The following is a 19,828-nucleotide window of genomic DNA, read 5'->3' on the forward strand; positions in this document are numbered from 1 at the left end:
CACTCGCTTTGCGCGTTTAAGCTAAGTAAAGCTTTAATGGGTAAAAGGTGCAAAAGTAAAGTAAAAATGAAGGAAGGTTAGCTTGAGCTTGTCATTGAGAAGAACACTATTGTTAACGATGCTGGGGCTTATCCCTTTTGCAGGTAGCTATGCGCAAAATAGCTTTGTTGTTAAGAAAATCGAAGTTGAGGGTCTAGAGCGCATTTCTAAAGAAACGGTCATAAATGATCTAGGTATTCAAATAGGTGAAATGGTTGATAGTACTGAAACTAACAAAGTGATTAAATCGCTTTATGATAGTGGTTTTTTCAGAGATATTCAATTGTATCAAGATGGTAACACACTTATCGTTAAATTGGTTGAGCGCCCAGCAATTAGTTCAGTTGATTTTGATGGTAATGACAAAATTAAAAACGACGATATGCGTAAAGTATTACGTGAAGCAGGGCTAGATGTCGGTAATATTGCTAATCCTGAGGTTTTGTTTCAAGTCAGACAATCATTGCTTATGCAGTATGCATTGATGGGTTATTATTCAACAACGGTAGACATTCAGGAAGTAAAAGAATCACGTAATCGTGTTGCAATTAAAATCAATATTGCAGAAGGTAAAACTGCCACAGTGAGTCGAATTAATGTTATTGGCAATAAAGCTTATTCAGAAAGTGAGTTACTTAATAACATCACTTTTAAGACGCCATCTATTTGGAATTTATGGGGCTTATTTACTTCTAAAGCGGAGTATTCACCAGTTAATATGCAGTCTTCTGTTGAGGATTTGACGAACTATTACATGAATAATGGCTATCTTGATTTCCGAGTAAGCTCCAATCAAGCGTCATTGTCACCAAACAAAGAGAACGCATTTATTGCATTTGATATCAGTGAAGGTCAAATTTATAAAATATCTAAAGTTTCCTTAGAAGGGCAATTTGTGATCTCAAAAGCAGAGCTTGAGAAACTTATAACCTTTAAAGCAGGTGATATATTTTCACGTCAGAAAGTGTTTGATAGTGCAAAATCAATTACTCAAGCATTGGGAGATAAAGGGTATGCTTTTGCAAATGTTAATCCATTACCGAAAGTTGATAAAGAAAATAGGACTGTAGCTTTAACTTTTTATATTGATCCTGGTAAGAAAGTATATATTAATCAGATTAACTTTTTAGGTAATAACGTTACCAATGATTATGTTTATCGTCGCCAGATGCAGTATTTTGAATCAGGCGTTTATAATCAAAAAATGATTGATCAATCAAAGATTAAGTTGCAAAGGATGCCATTTGTACAAGACGTCACCGTTAACAAAGTCCCTGTTCCAGGCAGTGATGACCTTGTTAATATGAATTATGATATCACAGAGCGTAGTGCCAATTCGGTAAGTGCAAGCATTGGTTACTCACAATTATATAAGTTTATGATTGGCGGTAATTTGAGTTTGCCAAATATTCTAGGTACTGGTAATCAGTTTTCAATAGGTGCTAATCTATCTAGCGTTTATCAAAGCTTAAATATGTCTTATACCGATCCATTTTTTACGCAATCAGGTGTGAGTCAGACTATTAGTACTTATCTATCACGGACAGATTATGATAATACATCTGTTGCGAGTTATCGTTTGAATCAATATGGAGCAAATTTAGGTTACAGTATTCCAACGTCAGCCTTTGACTCCATTAGTATAGGTGGTGGCGTTGATCATACTCAAGTACTTCAACCTAGTGGTGGACAATCTAGTATTTTACAATGGTTCGTTAACCAAAATAGTGGCAAGACCTCGTTTAATACCTTTACTGTAAATTTGGGATGGAATCATAACTCAACAAACCGTGCTTTCTTTCCAACAGAGGGCACTACCTTAGGAATTAATAGTACCACATCGCTACCAGGAATCAGTGATTTGCAATGGTACAAAGTAATCGGATCAGCTGGATTTTTTCATCCATTAATTGGGGATTTCACTTTATCTGTTAAAGGTGGTCTTGGGTATGGTAATGGTTATGGTAAAACAGAATATTTGCCATTTTTCCAAAATTTCTATGCTGGAGGTTGGGGCTCTGTACGAGGATTTACTCAAGGTGGTATGGGACCTATGGATACCTATATTCCAAATGGTGGAACAGTACAACAAGGTAACGCGATTGGTGGTAACTTAAATATTTATACCAATATCGATATTTTATTTCCTATCCCTGGAATTAAAGACAGTCAAAATATGCGTTTAGGTGTGTTTTTTGATGCGGGTAATGTCTACAATACTTATAGCATGCCTGTTTACAATGCTACGACTAATCCAAATGGACCATTATGGCCAGAGCCAACTTCACCTAATTCACCGACTTTTTCCAACTTGCGTTACTCAGTTGGTGTGGAGTTTCAGTGGTTGTCCCCACTTGGACCAATGGCATTTAGCGTGGCTAAACCGTTGAATACAAAACCAGGTGATTCAACACAAGTATTCCAGTTTACGCTTGGACAAACGTTTTAGTAAATAGGTAAAAATGTTAATAAAGGAGTTTAATCATGAAAAAACTAGCAATCGCATTTTTAAGTAGTGTTACGTTATGTGGAATGGCACAAGCGACCAAAACTGATACTAATGAGTTTAAAATTGGCTTAGTGAATCCAGTTGAAGTTTATCAGTCGGTTCCACAAGGAGAAGAAAGTATTAAAGCTTTACAGACCAAACTTCAGCCTAAAGCAGGTGAATTACAAAAGCAACAAGAAGATTTAATGCAAAAAATGCAAACTTTACAAACCAACGCACCGACTTTGACAAAATTAGACTTAGACAAGCAGCAAAAAGCACTTACAGAAGATCAAGATAAGTTTAAGCAACAAGCATTAGCATTTAGGCAGAGCCAAATGCAACAAGAACAGCAAATTGCCCAAGCTTTTCAAACGGGTTTTAATACAGCAGTAGAAACTGTTGCAAAATCTGGAAAATACAGCTTAATTTTAAGCTCACAAGCAGTGGCTTATGCTTCACCTGATTTAAAAGTAGATATTACTGATCAAGTTGTAGTGCAAATGAAGCAGGCAATAGAATAATGAAATAACGCTGTGCTCACTTAATCTAATAAGGGATTAAATATGGCAGTATTAAATTGGTTAGATTGGATTTTTATTATTATCGTATTTTGCTTTGCGGTAATTGGTTTTTCGCAAGGCTTTATTCGCGGGCTTATTTCGTTACTGACATGGTTAGTAGCAGCTATATCGGCATATTTTTTTGCCAATATATTGAGTGTAAGCGTTATCAGTAATTGGTTTAACTCACCTGAAGTAGCATTTTGGTTGTCTTTTTTTGCAATTGTATTATTTGTTTGGATTCTAGGTGGTATAGTTCATATTATATTTGGAGTTTTTCGTAAAAATACACAAACTATCACTGATAGACTGTTGGGTTTTTTGTTTGGTATTGTCAAATCCACATTGGTTTTAAGCTTGATTATTGGTGTTCTAAGTTATAATAAAGCTTTAACTGAAGGGAAAGTTTGGCAAGATTCCTTATTTGTATCTTGGTTAGTCAAGGGGGCAGTTTGGGTGGATCATAAATTACCAGAAGATGTACGCCAAAAGATTCATGACAACAGTATTTATAAAGGTAATAGCAAAGAAAGATCTCTTTCCTTAGGGCAAGATAAATCAAATAACTATGAAAAAAGAGAAAAAGAATTTGATACAATTGGTTGATTTTTATAGTGCTACCCATAGCTGCCGCTGCTTACATGGCTCTTGAACCCTCAAGAACCAGGTGGGTGCGTTCGCTTATTCGTTGGGCTTCTCAGTCAAACTGAGCATGCACGCTAAAATAGGCATATACGCTCCCGATACGTTATGCATCGGCTCAAGAATGTAAAGACTGGCTAACAGCACAGGCAACACTAAACTTTCACTTAAATCATAGAAGCATAATTGCTCAAGCGCAAGCGATTTATTGTAAAAAAATGCGGATAAAAACAAGCGACAATGATACGATAAGCACATATTTATTTTGATGATTTGAAAACAATAATGGAAATAATGAAAAATGAACAATTACCCAGTTATCAAGCGGTGACAGATGCTTTAAGAAAAATCAAAGCCTTATCCGAGGCATCAGAAGCACATGCTCTACTATGCGCACTTTTTACTGTAGGTGCTGAAGTACGCATTCAAGCCTGGATGGATTCATTAATGGCAGAACCTATTGAATCGGGTGATATCATGGCGCAAGCAGCACTCAAAACACTGAGTCAGATGTACCAAGTGACAAAGGCTCAATTTTTATCACATAACATCCATTTTGATTTGTTATTACCTATTGATGAAGAGGTATTTTATAAGCGTATCGATGCCTTGGCAATGTGGTGTCAAGGTTATTTATCAGGTTTGGGATTGATAGAATTAGACTACACAAAGGGTTCAGCTGAAGTACAAGAAGCAATTTCTGATTTATTGGATGTGTCTCGTTTGCAATATGATGATGAAGTAACAGGTCAAGAAGATGAAGAGAAAGCTTATGTTGAGCTTGTTGAATATACCAAAGTGGCTGTATTATTGATCCATAGTGAATTTGGCTTAAAATCCTTTAATAATTTCTGATAGATTTATGAATATTAAACATAAAAATCTAGTCATTGTGGGTGGTGGTGCAGTTGGTATGTTAATGGCATTAGCCTTAGCAAAGTTAGGTAGAGAAATTACTTTAATAGAAAAATTACCTAGTTGTGATGACAATTGTGTCGATGGTCGTTCAATTGCATTATCTTATACATCGATTTGTATGCTAGAGAGTCTTGGTGTGTGGGCGAGAATAAAACATGAAATAGAGAAGATTGAACACATTCACGTTTCGGATAAAGGTCTATATGGACAAGTGAATTTATCTGCTAAAGACGAGGGATTGCCTTTTTTAGGTGTGGTTATAAAAATGCAGCATGTATTGCCTAAGCTGATTGATGCTTTATCAGTACATAAAAATATTGAACTATGGTCAAATGCAAAAGTGATTGACCTTATGGATTGTAACGGTCAATATACCTTAATACTTAAATCAAAAGATGATATTTATAGTCTACATGCAGATCTGATTATCGCCGCTGATGGCGCAAAATCACTACTGCGGGAAAAAATGGCAATTGATAGTTATATACACGATTATGGGCAATCTGCCTTGATTTTTGATGTTTTATTACACAAGAACCACCAAAATTGTGCTTATGAGCGTTTTATTAATAATGGGGTGATGGCAATGTTGCCCGTTGGTCAAAAACGCGTTGCTTGCGTGTGGAGTGTAGCGCATCAAGCAGTATCTCAATTACGAGCAATGGATAAAAGCGATTTATTAAAAATGCTTCAGCAAATTTTCTCATATCGCTTAGGGCGTTTTCTTGATATCACAAACATGCATAGCTTTCCATTATCTTTAGTTCAAGCAAAGACGTTGTATAAAAAAAATATTCTACTATTTGGTAACGCATCACATTTTTTGCATCCAATTTCAGGGCAGGGTTTGAATTTGAGTATACGCGATATTGGGGTGTTACATGATCTAATGTTAGATAAGGAAAAACTCACTTCAGCAGTCGTTGCAAACTTGTTAGAAACTTATACAAGCCTTCGGGATTTTGATCACAAGCGCACAGTATGGGTGACGCATTCAATGATTAATATTTTTACCCAACAGCAGTGGGGGATAAAAAAACTAAGAAGTCTTGCACTTCATTGCTTAGAGCGTGATAAATTTCTAAAGGCAGCATTTAGTGAGCTTATGATGGGTAAGCTAAGTTATGGTTCAACTTTAATGCAACATAAGGTTTATTAATGCAATATGATGTTATTGTTATTGGTGGAGGGATGGCAGGACTTGCTTGTGCTTTAGGTTTAAGCCATAAAGGTTTCTCGGTAGTCGTTTTGGATGCCAAGAAAATCGCGTGTCAAATATATCTTGCCCAACAACCTAAACGAGTTAGCGCGATCAACCATGCCTCAGAGGAATTTTTAACTCAATTGGGGGTGTGGCAAGAGATTATCCAAACTCGGGCACAACCCTATGTAGCAATGCAAGTATGGGATCAACACTCATCTGCACAGTTAAATTTACAAGCCCATGCGTTTTCACAGCCAAATTTAGGTATGATCGTTGAAAATGATTTAATTTTATCTACGCTTAGATCCGCATTACTTAAAACCAATGTTGAAATATTTGAAGAGATAAGAATTAAAGAAATAAGTAAAGCGACATCCCAAGGCCAAAATAATATTCTTTTAGAAAATGGCAAAACACTTCAATGTAAGCTTATTATTGGTGCTGATGGAGCTAATTCATTTGTACGAGACTATTTCCAGTTTCAATATAAAAAAACTTCTTATGAGCACCATGCAATTGTTGCCAATATTAAAACGCAAAAATCACATCAAAGCACAGCATATCAGCGATTCTTAAGCAATGGCGTTTTAGCTTTTTTGCCCTTGAGTGATCCATATTTATGTTCGATTGTTTATTCAATTCAAAGCAATAAACTCAATGATATTTTGACACTTAGTGAAATAGAGTTTAGCAAGCATTTGTTTGTTGCATCCGAGGCAAAACTAGGGCAAATTGAACTTAAAAGTCCCAGGATGAGTTTTGAGCTTATCGAACGTCACGTTGATTGTTATTATCAAAAAGCTATTGTTGTAATTGCTGATGCAGCTCATACAATTCATCCTTTAGCAGGGCAAGGAATTAACCTTGGTTTTGCTGATGCTAATGTATTGATTGAGGTATTAGCTCATGCAAAAGCTATTCATCGTGACATTGCAGATGTTAGCACTTTGGCGAAATATGAGCGTAAAAGACGTGTTAAGAATCAAACCATGCTTCATACAGTACAAGGTTTAAAGCAGCTATTTTGTAATGATAACAGGTTATTAAAACCCTTGCGTGCACTGGGAATGAACTTTGTTAATGACACCTATTTATTAAAGCGATTTTTTATCGAAAAAGCAGCAGGTCATTAGTCGTTTCTAGATTTTCATACTTAATATGAAACTAAGTACAAATAAAAGAATATAACTCATGTGATAAACGGTTAAAATAAATATATTTTATATGAAAACAGATATTTTTGATTATGATTTACCGGAAAAGCTAATAGCTCGTTACCCAGCAAAAGAGCGTGATCAGAGCAGGCTTTTGGTACTTGATCGACAGACAGGTCAGCTAAGTAATCACATATTCACTGAGATTATTCATTATATTGAAGCAGGTGATTTAGTTGTTTTTAATAATTCTCGAGTGATGGCAGCACGCTTGTTTGGTCAAAAGTCAACAGGTGCTAAACTTGAATTTTTAATTGAAAAAATAATAGATGATCAAATTTTTATCTCTCATATCCGTGCCAATAAAGCACTTAAGATAGGATCCGAAATTTTGATCGCAGATGTACCAGCTCAGGTACTGAACAAGCAAAATGGACTTTATATGCTTAAGCTTCACGATAGTGATGTGTGGCAGTTAATGAATCTGCATGGTCATATACCATTGCCTCCTTATATGAAGCGCCAAGATGAAAGTTTTGATGCTGAGCGTTATCAAACGGTTTATAGTAAATTGTTAGGCTCAGTAGCAGCACCTACGGCAGGACTTCATTTCACACAAGCTTTATTAAAAGCGATCAGAGAAAAGGGCGCTGAAACTGCTTATGTAACGTTACATGTGGGTTCAGGCACATTTAAGCCCATTCAAGCTGAAAACATCTATGAACATGTTATGCATAGTGAGTTAATCAATGTACCATCATCAATATGTGAGCTTGTCAGAAAGACAAAGGCCAATGGTAAGCGTGTCATTGCAGTGGGAACAACTTCAGTGCGTTCATTAGAATCAGCAGCTCAATCAGGCGAAATAAAGCCATTTTATGGTGAGAGTGATATTTTTATATACCCTGGCAAAAACTTTCATGTTGTAGATGCTATGGTGACGAATTTTCATTTACCAAAATCAACCTTAATTATGTTAGTGAGTGCTTTTGCTTCTACCGATATGATAAAACAGGCCTATCGCCATGCAATAGATGACAATTATCACTTTTATAGTTATGGTGATGCTATGTTTATTTATTGATAGTAAATTCATGGAAAGCAGAAAAATTCAGGTTTTTTCATTTATGGTGTCATTTGGGTTGATAGCTAGTTTGTTTGCTGAAACTCTACCTGAAACGACAATATCGTCTAAAAATGAGCATATTATTAGTGATAGCACACAAAGCCATGCTCAAATGCAAGTGATCTCGGCAGGTGACGAATCTTTATCTCTTGATCAACAACTAAGAGGTGTAAAAGCACCACAAGTGATTATGCCAGAAAATCCTGTTGCAATAGCGTATAAAGCACAGATAAATTATCCTGTTATGGTTGGTAATGAAAGTCAAATAGAGGCGATTCAATCCGAGTTATATAATATGTTTTTAAAGGTCGATCAAAACGCACATAATTTATCAAAGCCCGAACAATACATATTTTATCTATTATATAAGCAAGCACAGCAGAATCAGCTTATATTAGAGCAGAATAATAAAATGATTTTATCGTTAGAGAAAATAAGTCTTCAAAATGAAGTGTTGCTTAACAAAGAAAAATAACATGTAACTAGACTAGTGTTATTTAGAGCCTTTTAAACACAAGCGTACCATTTGTGCCACCAAAACCAAATGAATTCGACATTGCAATATCAATTTTCATTTGTTTTGCTTCATGTGCAGCATAGTCTAAGTTACAACCTTCATCGACGTTATCTAGGTTAATAGTTGGAGGTGCAACTTGATCACGAATTGCAAGTAATGAGAAAATCGCTTCAATAGCACCAGCAGCCCCAAGCATGTGACCTGTCATCGACTTGGTGGAACTCATAACGATATTTTTAGCGTGATTTCCCATTAACTTTTCAACTGCCTGGCTTTCTTTAACATCTCCTGCAGGTGTTGAAGTGCCGTGGGCATTGATATATTGCACTTGATCTAGATTGATTTGCGCATCCTCTAATGCAAGCTTCATACATTCATAGCCGCCTTCACCACTAGTGTTGGTAATGTGGAAAGCATCTGCATTCATGCCAAATCCAATAAGTTCGCCATATATTTTAGCACCTCTTTTTTTGGCATGTTCATATTCTTCTAAGACCACAGCTGCGGCACCATTAGACAGCACAAAACCATCACGATCCTTATCCCAAGGGCGAGAAGCAGCTTTAGGATTGTCGTTACGAGTAGAAAGTGCACGTGCTGCGGCGAATCCACCTATCCCGATTGCTGTATTCGCCTTATCTGCGCCACCTGCGATCATTACATCGGCATCACCATAAGCAATCATGCGTGCTGCAATACCAATGTTATGTGTGCCTGTCGTACATGCAGTGACAATTGCAGTATTAGGACCACGTAAATTATGTTTGATTGAGAAATTACCAGAGATCAAGTTGATGATAGTAGCTGGAATACAAAATGGAGAAATTCGGCTTGGACCTTTTTGATCAATAATAACACGAGTTTCTTCTAGCGTCCCAATACCACCTATACCAGAGGACATCGAAATACCAATTCGGCGGCAATTTTCATCGGTAACGGTTATACTCGCATCTTGCCAAGCTTCTTCAGCTGCAACAAGACCGTATTGCATGAAAGGATCGTACTTTTTAAGCTCTTTTTTGTCTAAGTGTTGTAAAGGATCAAAGTTTTTGATTGTCCCACCAATGGTGACCTTGAATTCTGAAATGGATGGACCGCTTTCAAGGTCAAATTCAGGCAGTTTATCAATTCCACTTTGTCCTTTTAAGATCGCATCCCAAGTACTTTTAACATCATTACCCAGTGGACTTATTGCCCCCATTCCAGTAATAACAACACGTCTTGCTGATTTCATAACTCATCTATCCAAGTTTCGTAGTTATACAAAGTATACAAACAAAAAAATCAGCATTACTCTTGCGATTAATGCTGATTTATCGTCAATGCATTAGCTTATGAATAAGCCTTTTATTTGTTTTGTGCTTCAATATAGTTATAAACATCTTGCACAGTTTTGATTTTTTCTGCTTCCTCATCAGGAATTTCAGTATCAAACTCTTCTTCTAAAGCCATCACTAATTCAACAGTGTCAAGAGAATCCGCGCCTAGATCGTCAATAAAAGAGGCTTCTGCTTTTACATCCTCAGGTTTTACACCTAGCTGTTCAACGATAATAGCGTTTACTTTTTCTTGAATATCGCTCATTTTATTTCCTTAGTTTTTTATTTTTGCTTAATAAAATTATTAACTGTCTTGAAGTTCTGGCATGTGCCACAATCGAGTAGACATTGTAGAGAAATGTGCCTTATTTGCAATAAGCTTACAACAAAATTCTGCACATAAGGATTAAATTCTTATATGTAGTTGACTTTTTTGGTGTTGCCATTCATATGCTAGCAGTGGGTTCCACATTGCACCTGTGGCACTCATTGCAATATCAGCGCCTATTTGTAAATAATCATCTATATCAGTTAAACTGACGATTCCACCGACACTGCACAGCACAAAATCAAACTTATTTTGCTTGCGTATTTTATGAATACGTTTTGTCATTTCAAGAGCAAGGTTTTTAATAACACTGCCACAGATCCCACTATTTAAGCGTCCTTCACCTGGTAAGGCTTGTGAGCCATCTTTGTTACGCGCTTGCATTGAGATGGTATTAATTGCAGAAACTCCATCAATAAAAGGCGCATTGGCTTTTAATATTTCTAATACTTGGTACTCGTTGGCAATATAGCCCATTTTAATCATAAGAGGGATATCTTTAATTGCTTTTTTAACAGCTTTAGAGATGGCACCTGACAGTACTGGATCTTGATAAATACTACCTTCTTTAGAAACAACATTCGGGCAAGAGTAGTTAAGCTCAATTGCTTTGGCGCCTGCTTCAACAGCTTTCTGTGCACAAAAGACAAAGTCATCAATAAAGTTTCTATTTTCACTGGGGGTGCCAACACATGAAACAATCATCAGTTGGTCATCTGCCATAAATCTGTTGGCCTTTTCGATATCGGCTTGCCAGATTTCAATTGATTTACTTGGAATACCAAAAGAATTTGTAATCGCAATTTCTTGTGTAGTTTGAGGTTCATGATCAAATGGATAGATGCTGTTACCAATATCATCAACGGTTAGTTGTCTATTACTTTTGACCATAAGACAGTTTGGTGCTAAATGCGCTTTACGCTCAACCGTGCGTACAGTCTTATAAACTGGTAAGTCAAAACCAAGTGCTGCATAAAGTTTAATATATGATGAGTTTAGTAAGGGACCTGCTGGTACGCCAATTGGGGAGTTGATCTCATATCCCCAGAGCTTGATAGGCTTAAGTTTAACTCTCTTTGGGATTTCAAAATCGCACATGGGACCATTTTGATAATTTTCATCATAAGACTTGTGAATATTGTAAGTCGGGTGAAGCATACTACTAGATACCTTAACTAGATTTACCTTATGGTAGAGAATGTTATAGAAAAAAGGAAGTGTGTAGTCAAAAAATAACAAGTAGTAATGCAAAAATAAATTGAATCAATCGCTTTAGCTCATACCTTAAAATTTGAAATCTAAGTTACAATATTGACCTTTTATATTCATTTTGAGAAGATGCCACATCCATTTTTTACGGTTGATAATTTATAAGTACGGTAGGATTGATGAAAAAAAGCATACAGTGTTGCTTATTGATAATTTTGTTTTTTATGTCCAATGGACTGACGATAGCAGCTGGAACTAGGCATTCAAATAGTGTATCGGCAACAGTCCTTGAGTCAGAGGGAGTGGGTTCAAAAAACACTGCTAACGTTGAGCAAAACAATACAAATAGTGATGATCAAAGTGACAGCAAATCGCAACAAGGTACATCATTTTGGGAGTTCCTAAAAGGTGCTCAACCAAGTAATGGCATTTATTTGGGTATGTTTACCTGGCACTTTAACCCTGCAAGTCGATCTGATGATCGCTGGTCAAATAACTTAATTGGGGGGGTGTACAATAGTATTTTTATGGGAACACTTTTGAATTCATTTAATGATCGCGCATTTGTTATTGGTGTACAACGTAATATTTATACTGACCAGCTATCGCAGAACAATCAGATTAACATTGGCTATCGTTTAGGACTAATATCTGGTTATGATGAACGGATGTCTGACTTTGCAAAATATTTGCCTGTTTTACCTATTCCTGAGCTTTATATCGATTATACGTATAAAAATTTTGGAGCCGAATTTTCTTATATTGGTGTGGTTTTTACGGTAAAGTTTGTTATTCGTTTTTGAGATTTAAATTGGCAATGGTATGCGTTCTTGATCGCATTCGCGTAAATCAAACAAATTACTATCATATAGGTGGCTAGGTACGATATTATTCAATGCACTAAATAGATTTTGCGGAACCTTTGGGTTTTGTTTGGCAAGCTCATGGATTAGGTGCTTAACTTGCTTACGTTTTAGGTTTTCTTGGCTGCCACATAAGTTACAAGGAACAATTGGAAAATCTTGTTCTTTAGCAAAACGTGCAATGTCATTTTCTTGACAGTAAACCATTGGTCGAATAACAACATTTTGTTTATCTTCTGTGAGAAGTTTAGGTGGCATGGATTTTATTTTGCCTTGATAGAGCATCGACATTAAAACTGATTCAATGACGTCGTCACGGTGATGACCTAATATGATTTTATCGATTTTATTTTCGCGTGCAAATCGATAGATGTTGCCGCGACGCAAGCGTGAGCATAATGAGCAATAGGTTTTATTTTCAGGTACCTTATTAATTACAACTGAATAAGTGTCACGTTTTTCAATCACATATTTAATGTTATGCTTTTCAAGATAATTACGCATTTTACTATCGTCCCATCCAGGTTGACTTTGATCTAAAGTATAAGCAAGAAGGTGGACGTCATAAATGCCACGTTGAACAAGATCATGCATGATTTTAACAAGGCTAAAGGAGTCTTTACCACCAGATAAGCAAATCATCACCTTGTCATCTTGTTTTAGCATTTTGTAATCAGCAATCGCTTTAGTAATGTAAAAATGAAGTTTTTTCTCAACGGCAGTCATGATGGCTAGATACTCTTTTTAAATAATCGTTCTTTTTCACGTTTCCAATCATGCTCTCTTGATGCTTGGCGTTTGTCGTGCAGTTGTTTCCCCTTGGCAATCGCGATTTCCAGTTTAACGCGTGATCCTTGCCAATACATACAAAGAGGTACTACGGTATAGCCTTTTTGGTCTACCTTGCCTAGTAGCTTATTGATTTCTCGGCGATGTAGCAAAAGTTTGCGAGTACCACTTGGGGCAGGCACCACATGGGTTGAAGCTGAATTAAGGGGTGTAATCAGTGCATTAAAAAGCCAAGCTTCATTATTTTTAACATGAATGTGGCTATCAATCAATTGCACGCGCCCTGCACGAATGCTTTTGACTTCCCAGCCTTGAAGAACGATACCTGCTTCAAAGCGTTCTTCGATGATATAATCATGAAAAGCTTTTTTATTCTTGGCAATGACGTTGTCAGTTGCTGTTGATTTTGATTTTGTTTTTGCCATTGTTTTGCAAATTTGTGGGTAAGCGTTACAATAGCCGAGATTTTAACATGAACTCATGACATAAGAGAAATAATATGCCAATAATTCATCGCACGGCATTAGTTGAATATAGCGCAAAAGAGATGTATGATCTTGTTAACGATATTGATCGTTATCCTGAATTTGTACCAATGTGCCAATCAGTTGAAGTGCATAAACATACTGAAAATGAAGCTGAAGCGACACTTAAAATTGCTAAGGGTGGGGTGAAAATAGATTTTGGCACACATAACGATATGATCAAAAATCAAGAGATAAAAATTCGTTTAATCAAGGGTCCTTTTAAGCGTTTATTGGGTGTGTGGCACTTCACTTCGTTAAATGAGAAGGCATGTAAAGTGACTTTAAACCTTGAATTTGAATTTTCTTCTAAGGTGTTTGCTTTAGCTTTAGGTGTTGTGTTTAATACTTTAGCAAATACAATGTTAGATGCCTTTTGTAAAAGGGCAAAAGTTGTTTATGGAGATGATTGATGAAAGTTGAACTTGTTTATGCAACAAAAACGATACAAAAGCGATATACGCTTGAGTTGACTGAGGGTACAACAGTAGAAGATGCCATTGAACAAACTCGCGTATTAAAGGATTTTCCAGAAATTGATTTAAAAACACAACCAGTGGGAATTTTCTCAGAAATTATTGAGTTGGGGCATAGGTTAAAAGAAGGTGATAGAGTTGAAATCTATCGTACATTAACCATTGATCCAAAAGAAGCACGTAGAATTCGTGCCGAAGAAAAACGCAAAAAAGAGGGATTAAAGTTGTTTGGGGCATAAAAAATAAGGTTGATTTATTATGTATGTAACACAAAAGAAGAAATAAAATAAGAAAATTTAGTATTTACTCCTAAATTAACATAATGTCTTTAATTTTATAATTACTTCCTATATAAAAAATACTTTCATGTAGGGAGATCGATATGTCAAGTAATAAAGATGATTTAAAATTTCTGTTGACTAAACGTCTAAATGATTATGATGCAATTGTTATCGCAGAAGATGACAGCACTTACATGTATGGAATTGTTGATATAGTTCAACAAGTTAATGTGGAGTTGATGTTACCAATTTATATTGCTAAAACAACAAGCCAGCTAGCTATGTTAAAAAATCAATTAGATGGGTGTGGTTTAAGAGCTATTTACATTCTAGATAATAAATATACAATTGAGGCAGCTGAACCTACAGGGCAAGAACTCATTGCGCTGTGGCATATAGAAAGTGATAGTATTCTAATAACTTCAAGTTATAGGGAGATATTAAAGGGTAAACCAGCATACCCTGTTTTTGATAAAATAAATCCAACTTTTGATTTTTGTTAGTTAAACTTGTGCTTTACTTTGTGTTTTGCTTTAGGGATATAGTTAAAAAAAAATCCCACAAGGTCTTGCCATCCATGTTCTCTTACAATTACGTTAGCGTCTTTTCTTGTGCTAATATTGTTTTTGCTTTTAATTTCTGAAATATGGTAATCAACAGATTTTATAGTAACGTTCATCATTTCAGCCATTTGTTGGCGATTGCAACCGTTTGCATATAATAGAAGATAGACAAATTCTTTTGCTGTAAGGCTTAATTTATGTCGCTCAGCTTGCAGTTCTTTATGATATTTTCTTTCTAGCTTATATGTGGGTGTAATGTAATTAGGAAGTTCGATTTTATGGCTATATGCGTCTAGTATAATTTTCTCTGCCGCAGATTGAAAATATGATGCAAATTTTAATAATTCATCCTGATGGTATATATAAAAATGAGAAACTTGATCGAAATTTTTACTACTACATCCAAAACAAAACTGGTCAAAATAGCCGTTTCCTCTTCTCACTAGGTCAAGTTTATTACCAATATCAAATAACTGTGTGGATAGAGTTTCTGACTGAGATATTTCCTTTTCTAATTTTCTTAGGTAATTAATTCCCAATTTCATGCGACCAGCAATTTTTTCATGCATACGGTTTTGATAAAAGTATAAAATCCATTCTTTTGAAGCAGATATCGGCGTGGTTTTGTCATCTGAGGTCGTTAAATCAATACAAAACCCATCGTCAAATATTCTGGCATAGGTAAAGTAGGATATTAGGGAACTCTTCCATAAAGGTGCACATATTTCACTTAAGGGTTCATGATTAGGCATAGTAAAGTTACGAACTTCTGCTGGTACATTACTGGCTGAATTGGTAAGCATAATTGTTCTCCCAGTTTTCACTGTTAACTTGTGGAACAGAACGAATGATAAAAATTGCTATAACGCTCATAATCAATAAATACAGACTTGGAGCGTAGTATATATTAAGAGTTGATTGTAAATACGTATTAACCATAGGCGTTGTTCCTCCAAATATTGCAATTGCAATATTTAAACCTAGCCCAATTGTTGATGCTCGTAAGTGATTACTACTTTGTTTTGCAACAAGTAAAGCATACTTTGGCAAATACATCGAAAGGAAAAAGCATATAGAGATCATTGAGATAATAATTCCACAAATTGATTGTGATTGAACAAATTTAAATGCTAAAAAACTTGTTAAACACATTCCCATCAAAGCTGTACCAACTTGATATAAAACATGTAAGTTTTTCGCAATCTTAATCATCAACGGCAAGAACAATAGCAATATGATTAAAGAAATAGAAAGTAATGTTAACGATCCTAAAATTGAGAAACCCATTAAGTCTTGCAAAACATTTGGCAAGTAAAATGTCAATGTATAGAAACAGATGCTTAAGGGTGATTCTATTAGCATAATTCTTAAAACACTTTTCCATTGGTATTTAAGAGCACTAAATACTGGAAAATTTGTGACTTTATGATTAATTTTAGGTAGTGTTTCTAATGCTATACTACGTATGTAACCAAGATAGATAATTATTGCTACTGATATGGCAAAAGGTATTCTCCAACCCCAATTTTGAAACATTGATTGAGGCATTATCCACGTGAATAACAGAACGATTAAGCACGCAGTAACCGCTCCAGTGACTGTGCTAATTTCAGAATAGCTTGTGTATCTGATTTTTTGACCAGATGGTGCAATTTCGTATAATGCGGCTCTTGAAGTTGGCATTTCACCAGCGTATGCCAGCCCTTGAGTTACTCTGCATACTAATAAAATTAATGGGGCTATCATGCCAATACTATTGTAGGTTGGTAGTATTGCTATAATCGTTGCTGAAATTGCCATTAGTGAAATTGTGATTATTAAAACAGGTTTTCGCCCTCTTTTGTCTGCTATATGCCCCCATAAGAACACTCCAAGTGGTCGAATGATATAGCCTACCGCAATTAAGGTATATGCCATTAATAAGCTGATAAAATGATTATCATGTGGGAAAAATAGAGGGGCAAAAATAGGTGCCAAAATTCCATACAGCATAAAGTCATAAAATTCTAGCCCGTTTCCAAGAGCAATAACCAGTGCTTTTTTCTCTATCACCAAACTTCATCCTTCACTATCACCTTGATAGCATAATTGTCACCCAGAACCATGAAAATATGTATTTCATTTCTTGTATTGAAATATATTTAATTTGAAGCGAATGTAACAAGGAATCTAATAATTAAATTTTAATAAGGGAGTGCTGCTCACAAATCTTTTTCCAAATATCTTCAACTATGTAATAATTCATCTTGCGATTCTTTTGTTGTTTTTGCAAACAATGTTTCAGCTTAAGGATTGTAAGCTTTCAAATCATATTTTGATTAAAACAATTTAAGTTCAAATCATGTAGTGTTGTAGGTTTATAGAACATAGAGTCATTAAGGGATAGAGAATGAATATTTGGAAAACGTCAGTAACAATCAAACAAATAAATGAGCGTGGTGAAGGTTTATTTTCAGATTTATTAGGCATTCGGTTTACTGAGTTAGGTAATGATTATTTGCTTGCAGAAATAACACTTCAGCAGAAACATAAGCAACCACTTGGGATTATGAATGGAGGGGTTTCATGTGCAATTGCTGAAACGGTAGGCAGTACAGCTGCAAATTATGCAGTGGATTTAACTACGCAATATTGCGTAGGTTTAGACATCAACACTAATCATATTCGACCTGCTACTTCTGGTATATTAACGGCTAAAGCCTATCCACATCATATCGGACGCACGACACAGGTTTGGGCAATTGAGATAAAAGATGAGCAAAATCGTTTAATTTCAATCAATCGCTTAACAATGGCTGTTAAGGATCGCTAATTTGCAATATGCTAAATTAAGCTGGCAAGCTACAGGAGAACCTATATCTTCTGAATTCGGTGATGTCTACTTTTCTAAAAGTAATGGTTTGGCGGAAAGCAAATATGTGTTTTTGCAAGGCAATCGCCTTAGAGAGCGCTTCGAAAACTTAACAGATAATGCTCATTTTATTGTTGCTGAAACAGGTTTTGGGACAGGATTAAATTTTTTAGCATTAGTTTCTTTATGGCATAAGGTAGCCCCTAAATCTGCAAAACTCACTTTTATTAGCTGTGAAAAATACCCATTAACCCGATCTGATCTTATCCAATCATTATCTTTATGGTCAAGCTTAGAACAAGAAAAAAGGAGCTTAATAGCAAGTTATCCAGAAATTTTTTATACAGGACAAACTTTATTAACAATTGCTGAAAATATCAGCCTTAATTTGTTAATAGGTGATGCTGCAATGTCACTTGCAAAAATTGATACCTCGGTTGATGCGTGGTTTTTAGATGGTTTTGCCCCATCTAAAAATCCTGATATGTGGAGTGATGCGCTTTTTAGTGAAACTTATCGTTTAAGTCATGCTAAGACAACGTTAGCAACCTTTAGTGCGGCAGGTTTTGTGAAACGCGCACTTGAAAATAATGGTTTTCAAGTAAAAAAGCAAAAAGGTTTTGCTTATAAGCGTGAAATGCTTACAGCAACTGTTAAAGACATTCATAAAAACCCTATAAATCGTATTAAACCTTATTTTTCTAAGCCTTATGTAAAAACTAATAAAAATAACCCTATTGCTGTTATAGGCGCAGGTATGGCTGGTTGTGCTGTAGCTTATGAGTTAACACAAAAAGGGTATGAGGTTCATTTATATGAGCAAAAAAAAGACATTGCACAAGCAGCTTCAGGTAATCCTTATGGCATCTTAAAACCTTATCTTACTGCTGATGCGAATGTTTCAGACATATTTCATACGCAGGGCTTTTTATCTACACGAGAGTATATATTAAAGCATCAGGCTAAGATTGATTTTATTGAATGTGGCGCGCTTGAGTTATTGAGTGACGATAAGTCCTATTTGCGCTTTAGCAATATTGTCAAAAAGCGTGCAGTTGATCCAAGGATTCTACGGCTTGTGGATAAAACTTATGCCTCAGAAATTGCAAGTATAAATATTGAATATCCATGTGCTTATTATCCAACTGCGATGATGGTAAATCCTTATTCGTTATGTAAAGCTCTTATGAATCATGCAAGTGAAAAACTACAGCTGTTTTTAGAACATAAACTTAAATATTGTTTGAAAAACGGTAACAAATGGCAATTAGTCTTTGAACAAAAAACAAATTACTATCAACAAGTAATATTTGCTGGTAATGCTTCGTTGATAAATACATTGGAAATTTTACAAAAACTTAAAGTTTATCCTTCCTATGGACAAATCACATTGTTAAAACCTGCATTAGCAAATAAAACAATTTTATTAGACAAAGGTTACTTTTTGCCCATTCATAATAACGTGCAGCTGATTGGTGCAAGTTTTCGCGATAATATTGATTTAGCTGGAGATAGGCGAAATGAAGATGATCAAAGCAATATTCTACAATTACAAAACGTATTTAAAAATAGTGATGATGTCAGCTTAGAAATTATCACAAATAGAGTAGGGCTTCGCTGTGTGACAAGTGATCATGTACCAATAATAGGTGCGCTTGCAAGTTACGATGAATTTTATCAACAGTATTACCATAAACTGCAAAAGGGCATGATTTTAAAAGCACTACCAGAGCCACAGTATCTAACAGGTTTATATGTACTAAGTGCTTTTGGTTCTAAAGGTTTATGCTCAATGATTTATGGTTCTAAAATTCTAGCTTGTTTGATCGAAAATGGTCGTCATTTTGCGTTGGCAAATCATTTACTTGAAGCGTTGCATCCGCTTAGATTTTGGGTAAGAGAATTGAAGCAAAGATAGTTTTTTCTACATATATAGTTTTTGAAAACTTATTTTATACTCTATACAAATCATCC

General features: G+C 35.5%; 21 protein-coding genes and 1 other RNA gene. 14 read left to right on the forward strand and 8 right to left on the reverse strand.

The window, feature by feature from the left end; all coding sequences use genetic code 11:
* Nucleotides 1-82: 82 nt before the first annotated feature.
* The 3 genes from bamA to DNJ77_RS03740 are packed head-to-tail and all read left to right on the forward strand — an operon-like array spanning nt 83 to nt 3,696.
* Nucleotides 83-2,488, forward strand: coding sequence for an outer membrane protein assembly factor BamA (bamA, locus tag DNJ77_RS03730; RefSeq protein WP_116963662.1), 2,406 nt, complete (start codon nt 83-85; stop codon nt 2,486-2,488).
* 35 nt (nt 2,489-2,523) lie between these two features.
* Nucleotides 2,524-3,051, forward strand: coding sequence for an OmpH/Skp family outer membrane protein (locus DNJ77_RS03735; protein WP_116963663.1), 528 nt, complete (start codon nt 2,524-2,526; stop codon nt 3,049-3,051).
* Nucleotides 3,052-3,093: 42 nt separating this feature from the next.
* Nucleotides 3,094-3,696 carry a CvpA family protein gene (locus DNJ77_RS03740; protein ID WP_116963664.1) on the forward strand — a complete coding sequence of 201 codons (603 nt, stop codon included), beginning with the start codon at nt 3,094-3,096 and terminating at the stop codon, nt 3,694-3,696.
* 8 nt (nt 3,697-3,704) lie between these two features.
* Here DNJ77_RS03740 and ssrS read toward each other — a convergent pair.
* Nucleotides 3,705-3,887, reverse strand: a non-coding RNA gene (ssrS, locus tag DNJ77_RS03745) — 6S RNA.
* Between the two features lie 139 nt (nt 3,888-4,026).
* Between ssrS and DNJ77_RS03750 the strand changes: the two genes are divergently transcribed.
* The 5 genes from DNJ77_RS03750 to DNJ77_RS03770 all read left to right on the forward strand — a co-directional run bounded on the left by DNJ77_RS03750 (nt 4,027) and on the right by DNJ77_RS03770 (nt 8,609).
* Entirely contained in the window at nt 4,027-4,587 is a 561-nt protein-coding gene (locus DNJ77_RS03750; protein ID WP_116963665.1) for a UPF0149 family protein, read from the forward strand.
* A gap of 7 nt (nt 4,588-4,594) precedes the next feature.
* Complete coding sequence (locus tag DNJ77_RS03755) at nt 4,595-5,809, forward strand: FAD-dependent monooxygenase (protein WP_116963666.1); 1,215 nt, start codon at nt 4,595-4,597, stop codon at nt 5,807-5,809.
* A complete protein-coding gene (locus DNJ77_RS03760) occupies nt 5,809-6,987 on the forward strand; it encodes an FAD-dependent oxidoreductase (protein ID WP_116963667.1) in 1,179 nt (392 codons plus the stop codon). The genes DNJ77_RS03755 and DNJ77_RS03760 overlap by 1 nt, the downstream gene beginning before the upstream one ends.
* A gap of 91 nt (nt 6,988-7,078) precedes the next feature.
* The gene (gene queA / locus DNJ77_RS03765) at nt 7,079-8,092 is read left to right on the forward strand and encodes a tRNA preQ1(34) S-adenosylmethionine ribosyltransferase-isomerase QueA (RefSeq protein WP_116963668.1); all 1,014 of its coding nucleotides are present in this window, start codon (nt 7,079-7,081) and stop codon (nt 8,090-8,092) included.
* Between the two features lie 10 nt (nt 8,093-8,102).
* Nucleotides 8,103-8,609, forward strand: coding sequence for a hypothetical protein (locus DNJ77_RS03770; RefSeq protein WP_157966581.1), 507 nt, complete (start codon nt 8,103-8,105; stop codon nt 8,607-8,609).
* A 22-nt stretch (nt 8,610-8,631) separates the two neighbouring features.
* Here DNJ77_RS03770 and fabF read toward each other — a convergent pair whose 3' ends face one another.
* From fabF to DNJ77_RS03785, 3 genes are all read right to left on the reverse strand, one after another.
* Complete coding sequence (fabF, locus tag DNJ77_RS03775; protein ID WP_116963670.1) at nt 8,632-9,885, reverse strand: beta-ketoacyl-ACP synthase II; 1,254 nt, start codon at nt 9,883-9,885, stop codon at nt 8,632-8,634.
* Nucleotides 9,886-9,998: 113 nt separating this feature from the next.
* Nucleotides 9,999-10,235, reverse strand: coding sequence for an acyl carrier protein (gene acpP / locus DNJ77_RS03780; protein WP_116963671.1), 237 nt, complete (start codon nt 10,233-10,235; stop codon nt 9,999-10,001).
* Nucleotides 10,236-10,376: 141 nt separating this feature from the next.
* Nucleotides 10,377-11,456, reverse strand: a complete 1,080-nt coding sequence (locus tag DNJ77_RS03785) for a beta/alpha barrel domain-containing protein (RefSeq protein ID WP_116963672.1) — start codon at nt 11,454-11,456, stop codon at nt 10,377-10,379.
* A 275-nt stretch (nt 11,457-11,731) separates the two neighbouring features.
* Between DNJ77_RS03785 and DNJ77_RS03790 the strand changes: the two genes are divergently transcribed.
* Nucleotides 11,732-12,310 (forward strand): hypothetical protein, encoded by a 579-nt coding sequence (locus tag DNJ77_RS03790; RefSeq protein WP_157966582.1) that lies wholly within the window; start codon nt 11,732-11,734, stop codon nt 12,308-12,310.
* A gap of 3 nt (nt 12,311-12,313) precedes the next feature.
* On the opposite strand, the gene ttcA is transcribed toward DNJ77_RS03790, so the two are convergent.
* Together ttcA and smpB are read right to left on the reverse strand one after the other, a co-directional pair.
* Entirely contained in the window at nt 12,314-13,096 is a 783-nt protein-coding gene (gene ttcA, locus DNJ77_RS03795) for a tRNA 2-thiocytidine(32) synthetase TtcA (RefSeq protein ID WP_116963674.1), read from the reverse strand.
* A 5-nt stretch (nt 13,097-13,101) separates the two neighbouring features.
* Nucleotides 13,102-13,584, reverse strand: a complete 483-nt coding sequence (smpB, locus tag DNJ77_RS03800) for an SsrA-binding protein SmpB (protein ID WP_116963675.1) — start codon at nt 13,582-13,584, stop codon at nt 13,102-13,104.
* Nucleotides 13,585-13,658: 74 nt separating this feature from the next.
* Between smpB and DNJ77_RS03805 the strand changes: the two genes are divergently transcribed.
* The 3 genes from DNJ77_RS03805 (at nt 13,659) to DNJ77_RS03815 (ending at nt 14,943) form a co-directional block, all read left to right on the forward strand.
* On the forward strand, nt 13,659-14,096 hold the full coding sequence (locus tag DNJ77_RS03805) for a type II toxin-antitoxin system RatA family toxin (protein WP_116963676.1): 438 nt from the start codon (nt 13,659-13,661) through the stop codon (nt 14,094-14,096).
* The gene (locus tag DNJ77_RS03810; RefSeq protein ID WP_116963677.1) at nt 14,096-14,398 is read left to right on the forward strand and encodes an RnfH family protein; all 303 of its coding nucleotides are present in this window, start codon (nt 14,096-14,098) and stop codon (nt 14,396-14,398) included. Before DNJ77_RS03805 ends, DNJ77_RS03810 begins: the two co-directional genes overlap by 1 nt.
* A gap of 143 nt (nt 14,399-14,541) precedes the next feature.
* A complete protein-coding gene (locus tag DNJ77_RS03815) occupies nt 14,542-14,943 on the forward strand; it encodes a hypothetical protein (protein WP_116963678.1) in 402 nt (133 codons plus the stop codon).
* On the opposite strand, the gene DNJ77_RS03820 is transcribed toward DNJ77_RS03815, so the two are convergent.
* Both DNJ77_RS03820 and DNJ77_RS03825 read right to left on the reverse strand, forming a co-directional pair.
* The gene (locus DNJ77_RS03820; protein WP_116963679.1) at nt 14,940-15,806 is read right to left on the reverse strand and encodes a response regulator transcription factor; all 867 of its coding nucleotides are present in this window, start codon (nt 15,804-15,806) and stop codon (nt 14,940-14,942) included. The genes DNJ77_RS03815 and DNJ77_RS03820 overlap by 4 nt on opposite strands.
* The gene (locus DNJ77_RS03825; protein WP_116963680.1) at nt 15,784-17,055 is read right to left on the reverse strand and encodes an MFS transporter; all 1,272 of its coding nucleotides are present in this window, start codon (nt 17,053-17,055) and stop codon (nt 15,784-15,786) included. Before DNJ77_RS03825 ends, DNJ77_RS03820 begins: the two co-directional genes overlap by 23 nt.
* Nucleotides 17,056-17,392: 337 nt before the next feature.
* Between DNJ77_RS03825 and DNJ77_RS03830 the strand changes: the two genes are divergently transcribed.
* Nucleotides 17,393-17,815, forward strand: coding sequence for a hotdog fold thioesterase (locus tag DNJ77_RS03830; RefSeq protein WP_116963681.1), 423 nt, complete (start codon nt 17,393-17,395; stop codon nt 17,813-17,815).
* 1 nt (nt 17,816) lies between these two features.
* A complete protein-coding gene (gene mnmC, locus DNJ77_RS03835) occupies nt 17,817-19,772 on the forward strand; it encodes a bifunctional tRNA (5-methylaminomethyl-2-thiouridine)(34)-methyltransferase MnmC2/FAD-dependent 5-carboxymethylaminomethyl-2-thiouridine(34) oxidoreductase MnmC1 (protein WP_157966583.1) in 1,956 nt (651 codons plus the stop codon).
* Nucleotides 19,773-19,828: the final 56 nt, after the last annotated feature.

The organism is Fastidiosibacter lacustris (assembly GCF_003428155.1).
In the GTDB taxonomy this organism is placed as follows: Bacteria; Pseudomonadota; Gammaproteobacteria; order Francisellales; family Francisellaceae; genus Caedibacter; species Caedibacter lacustris.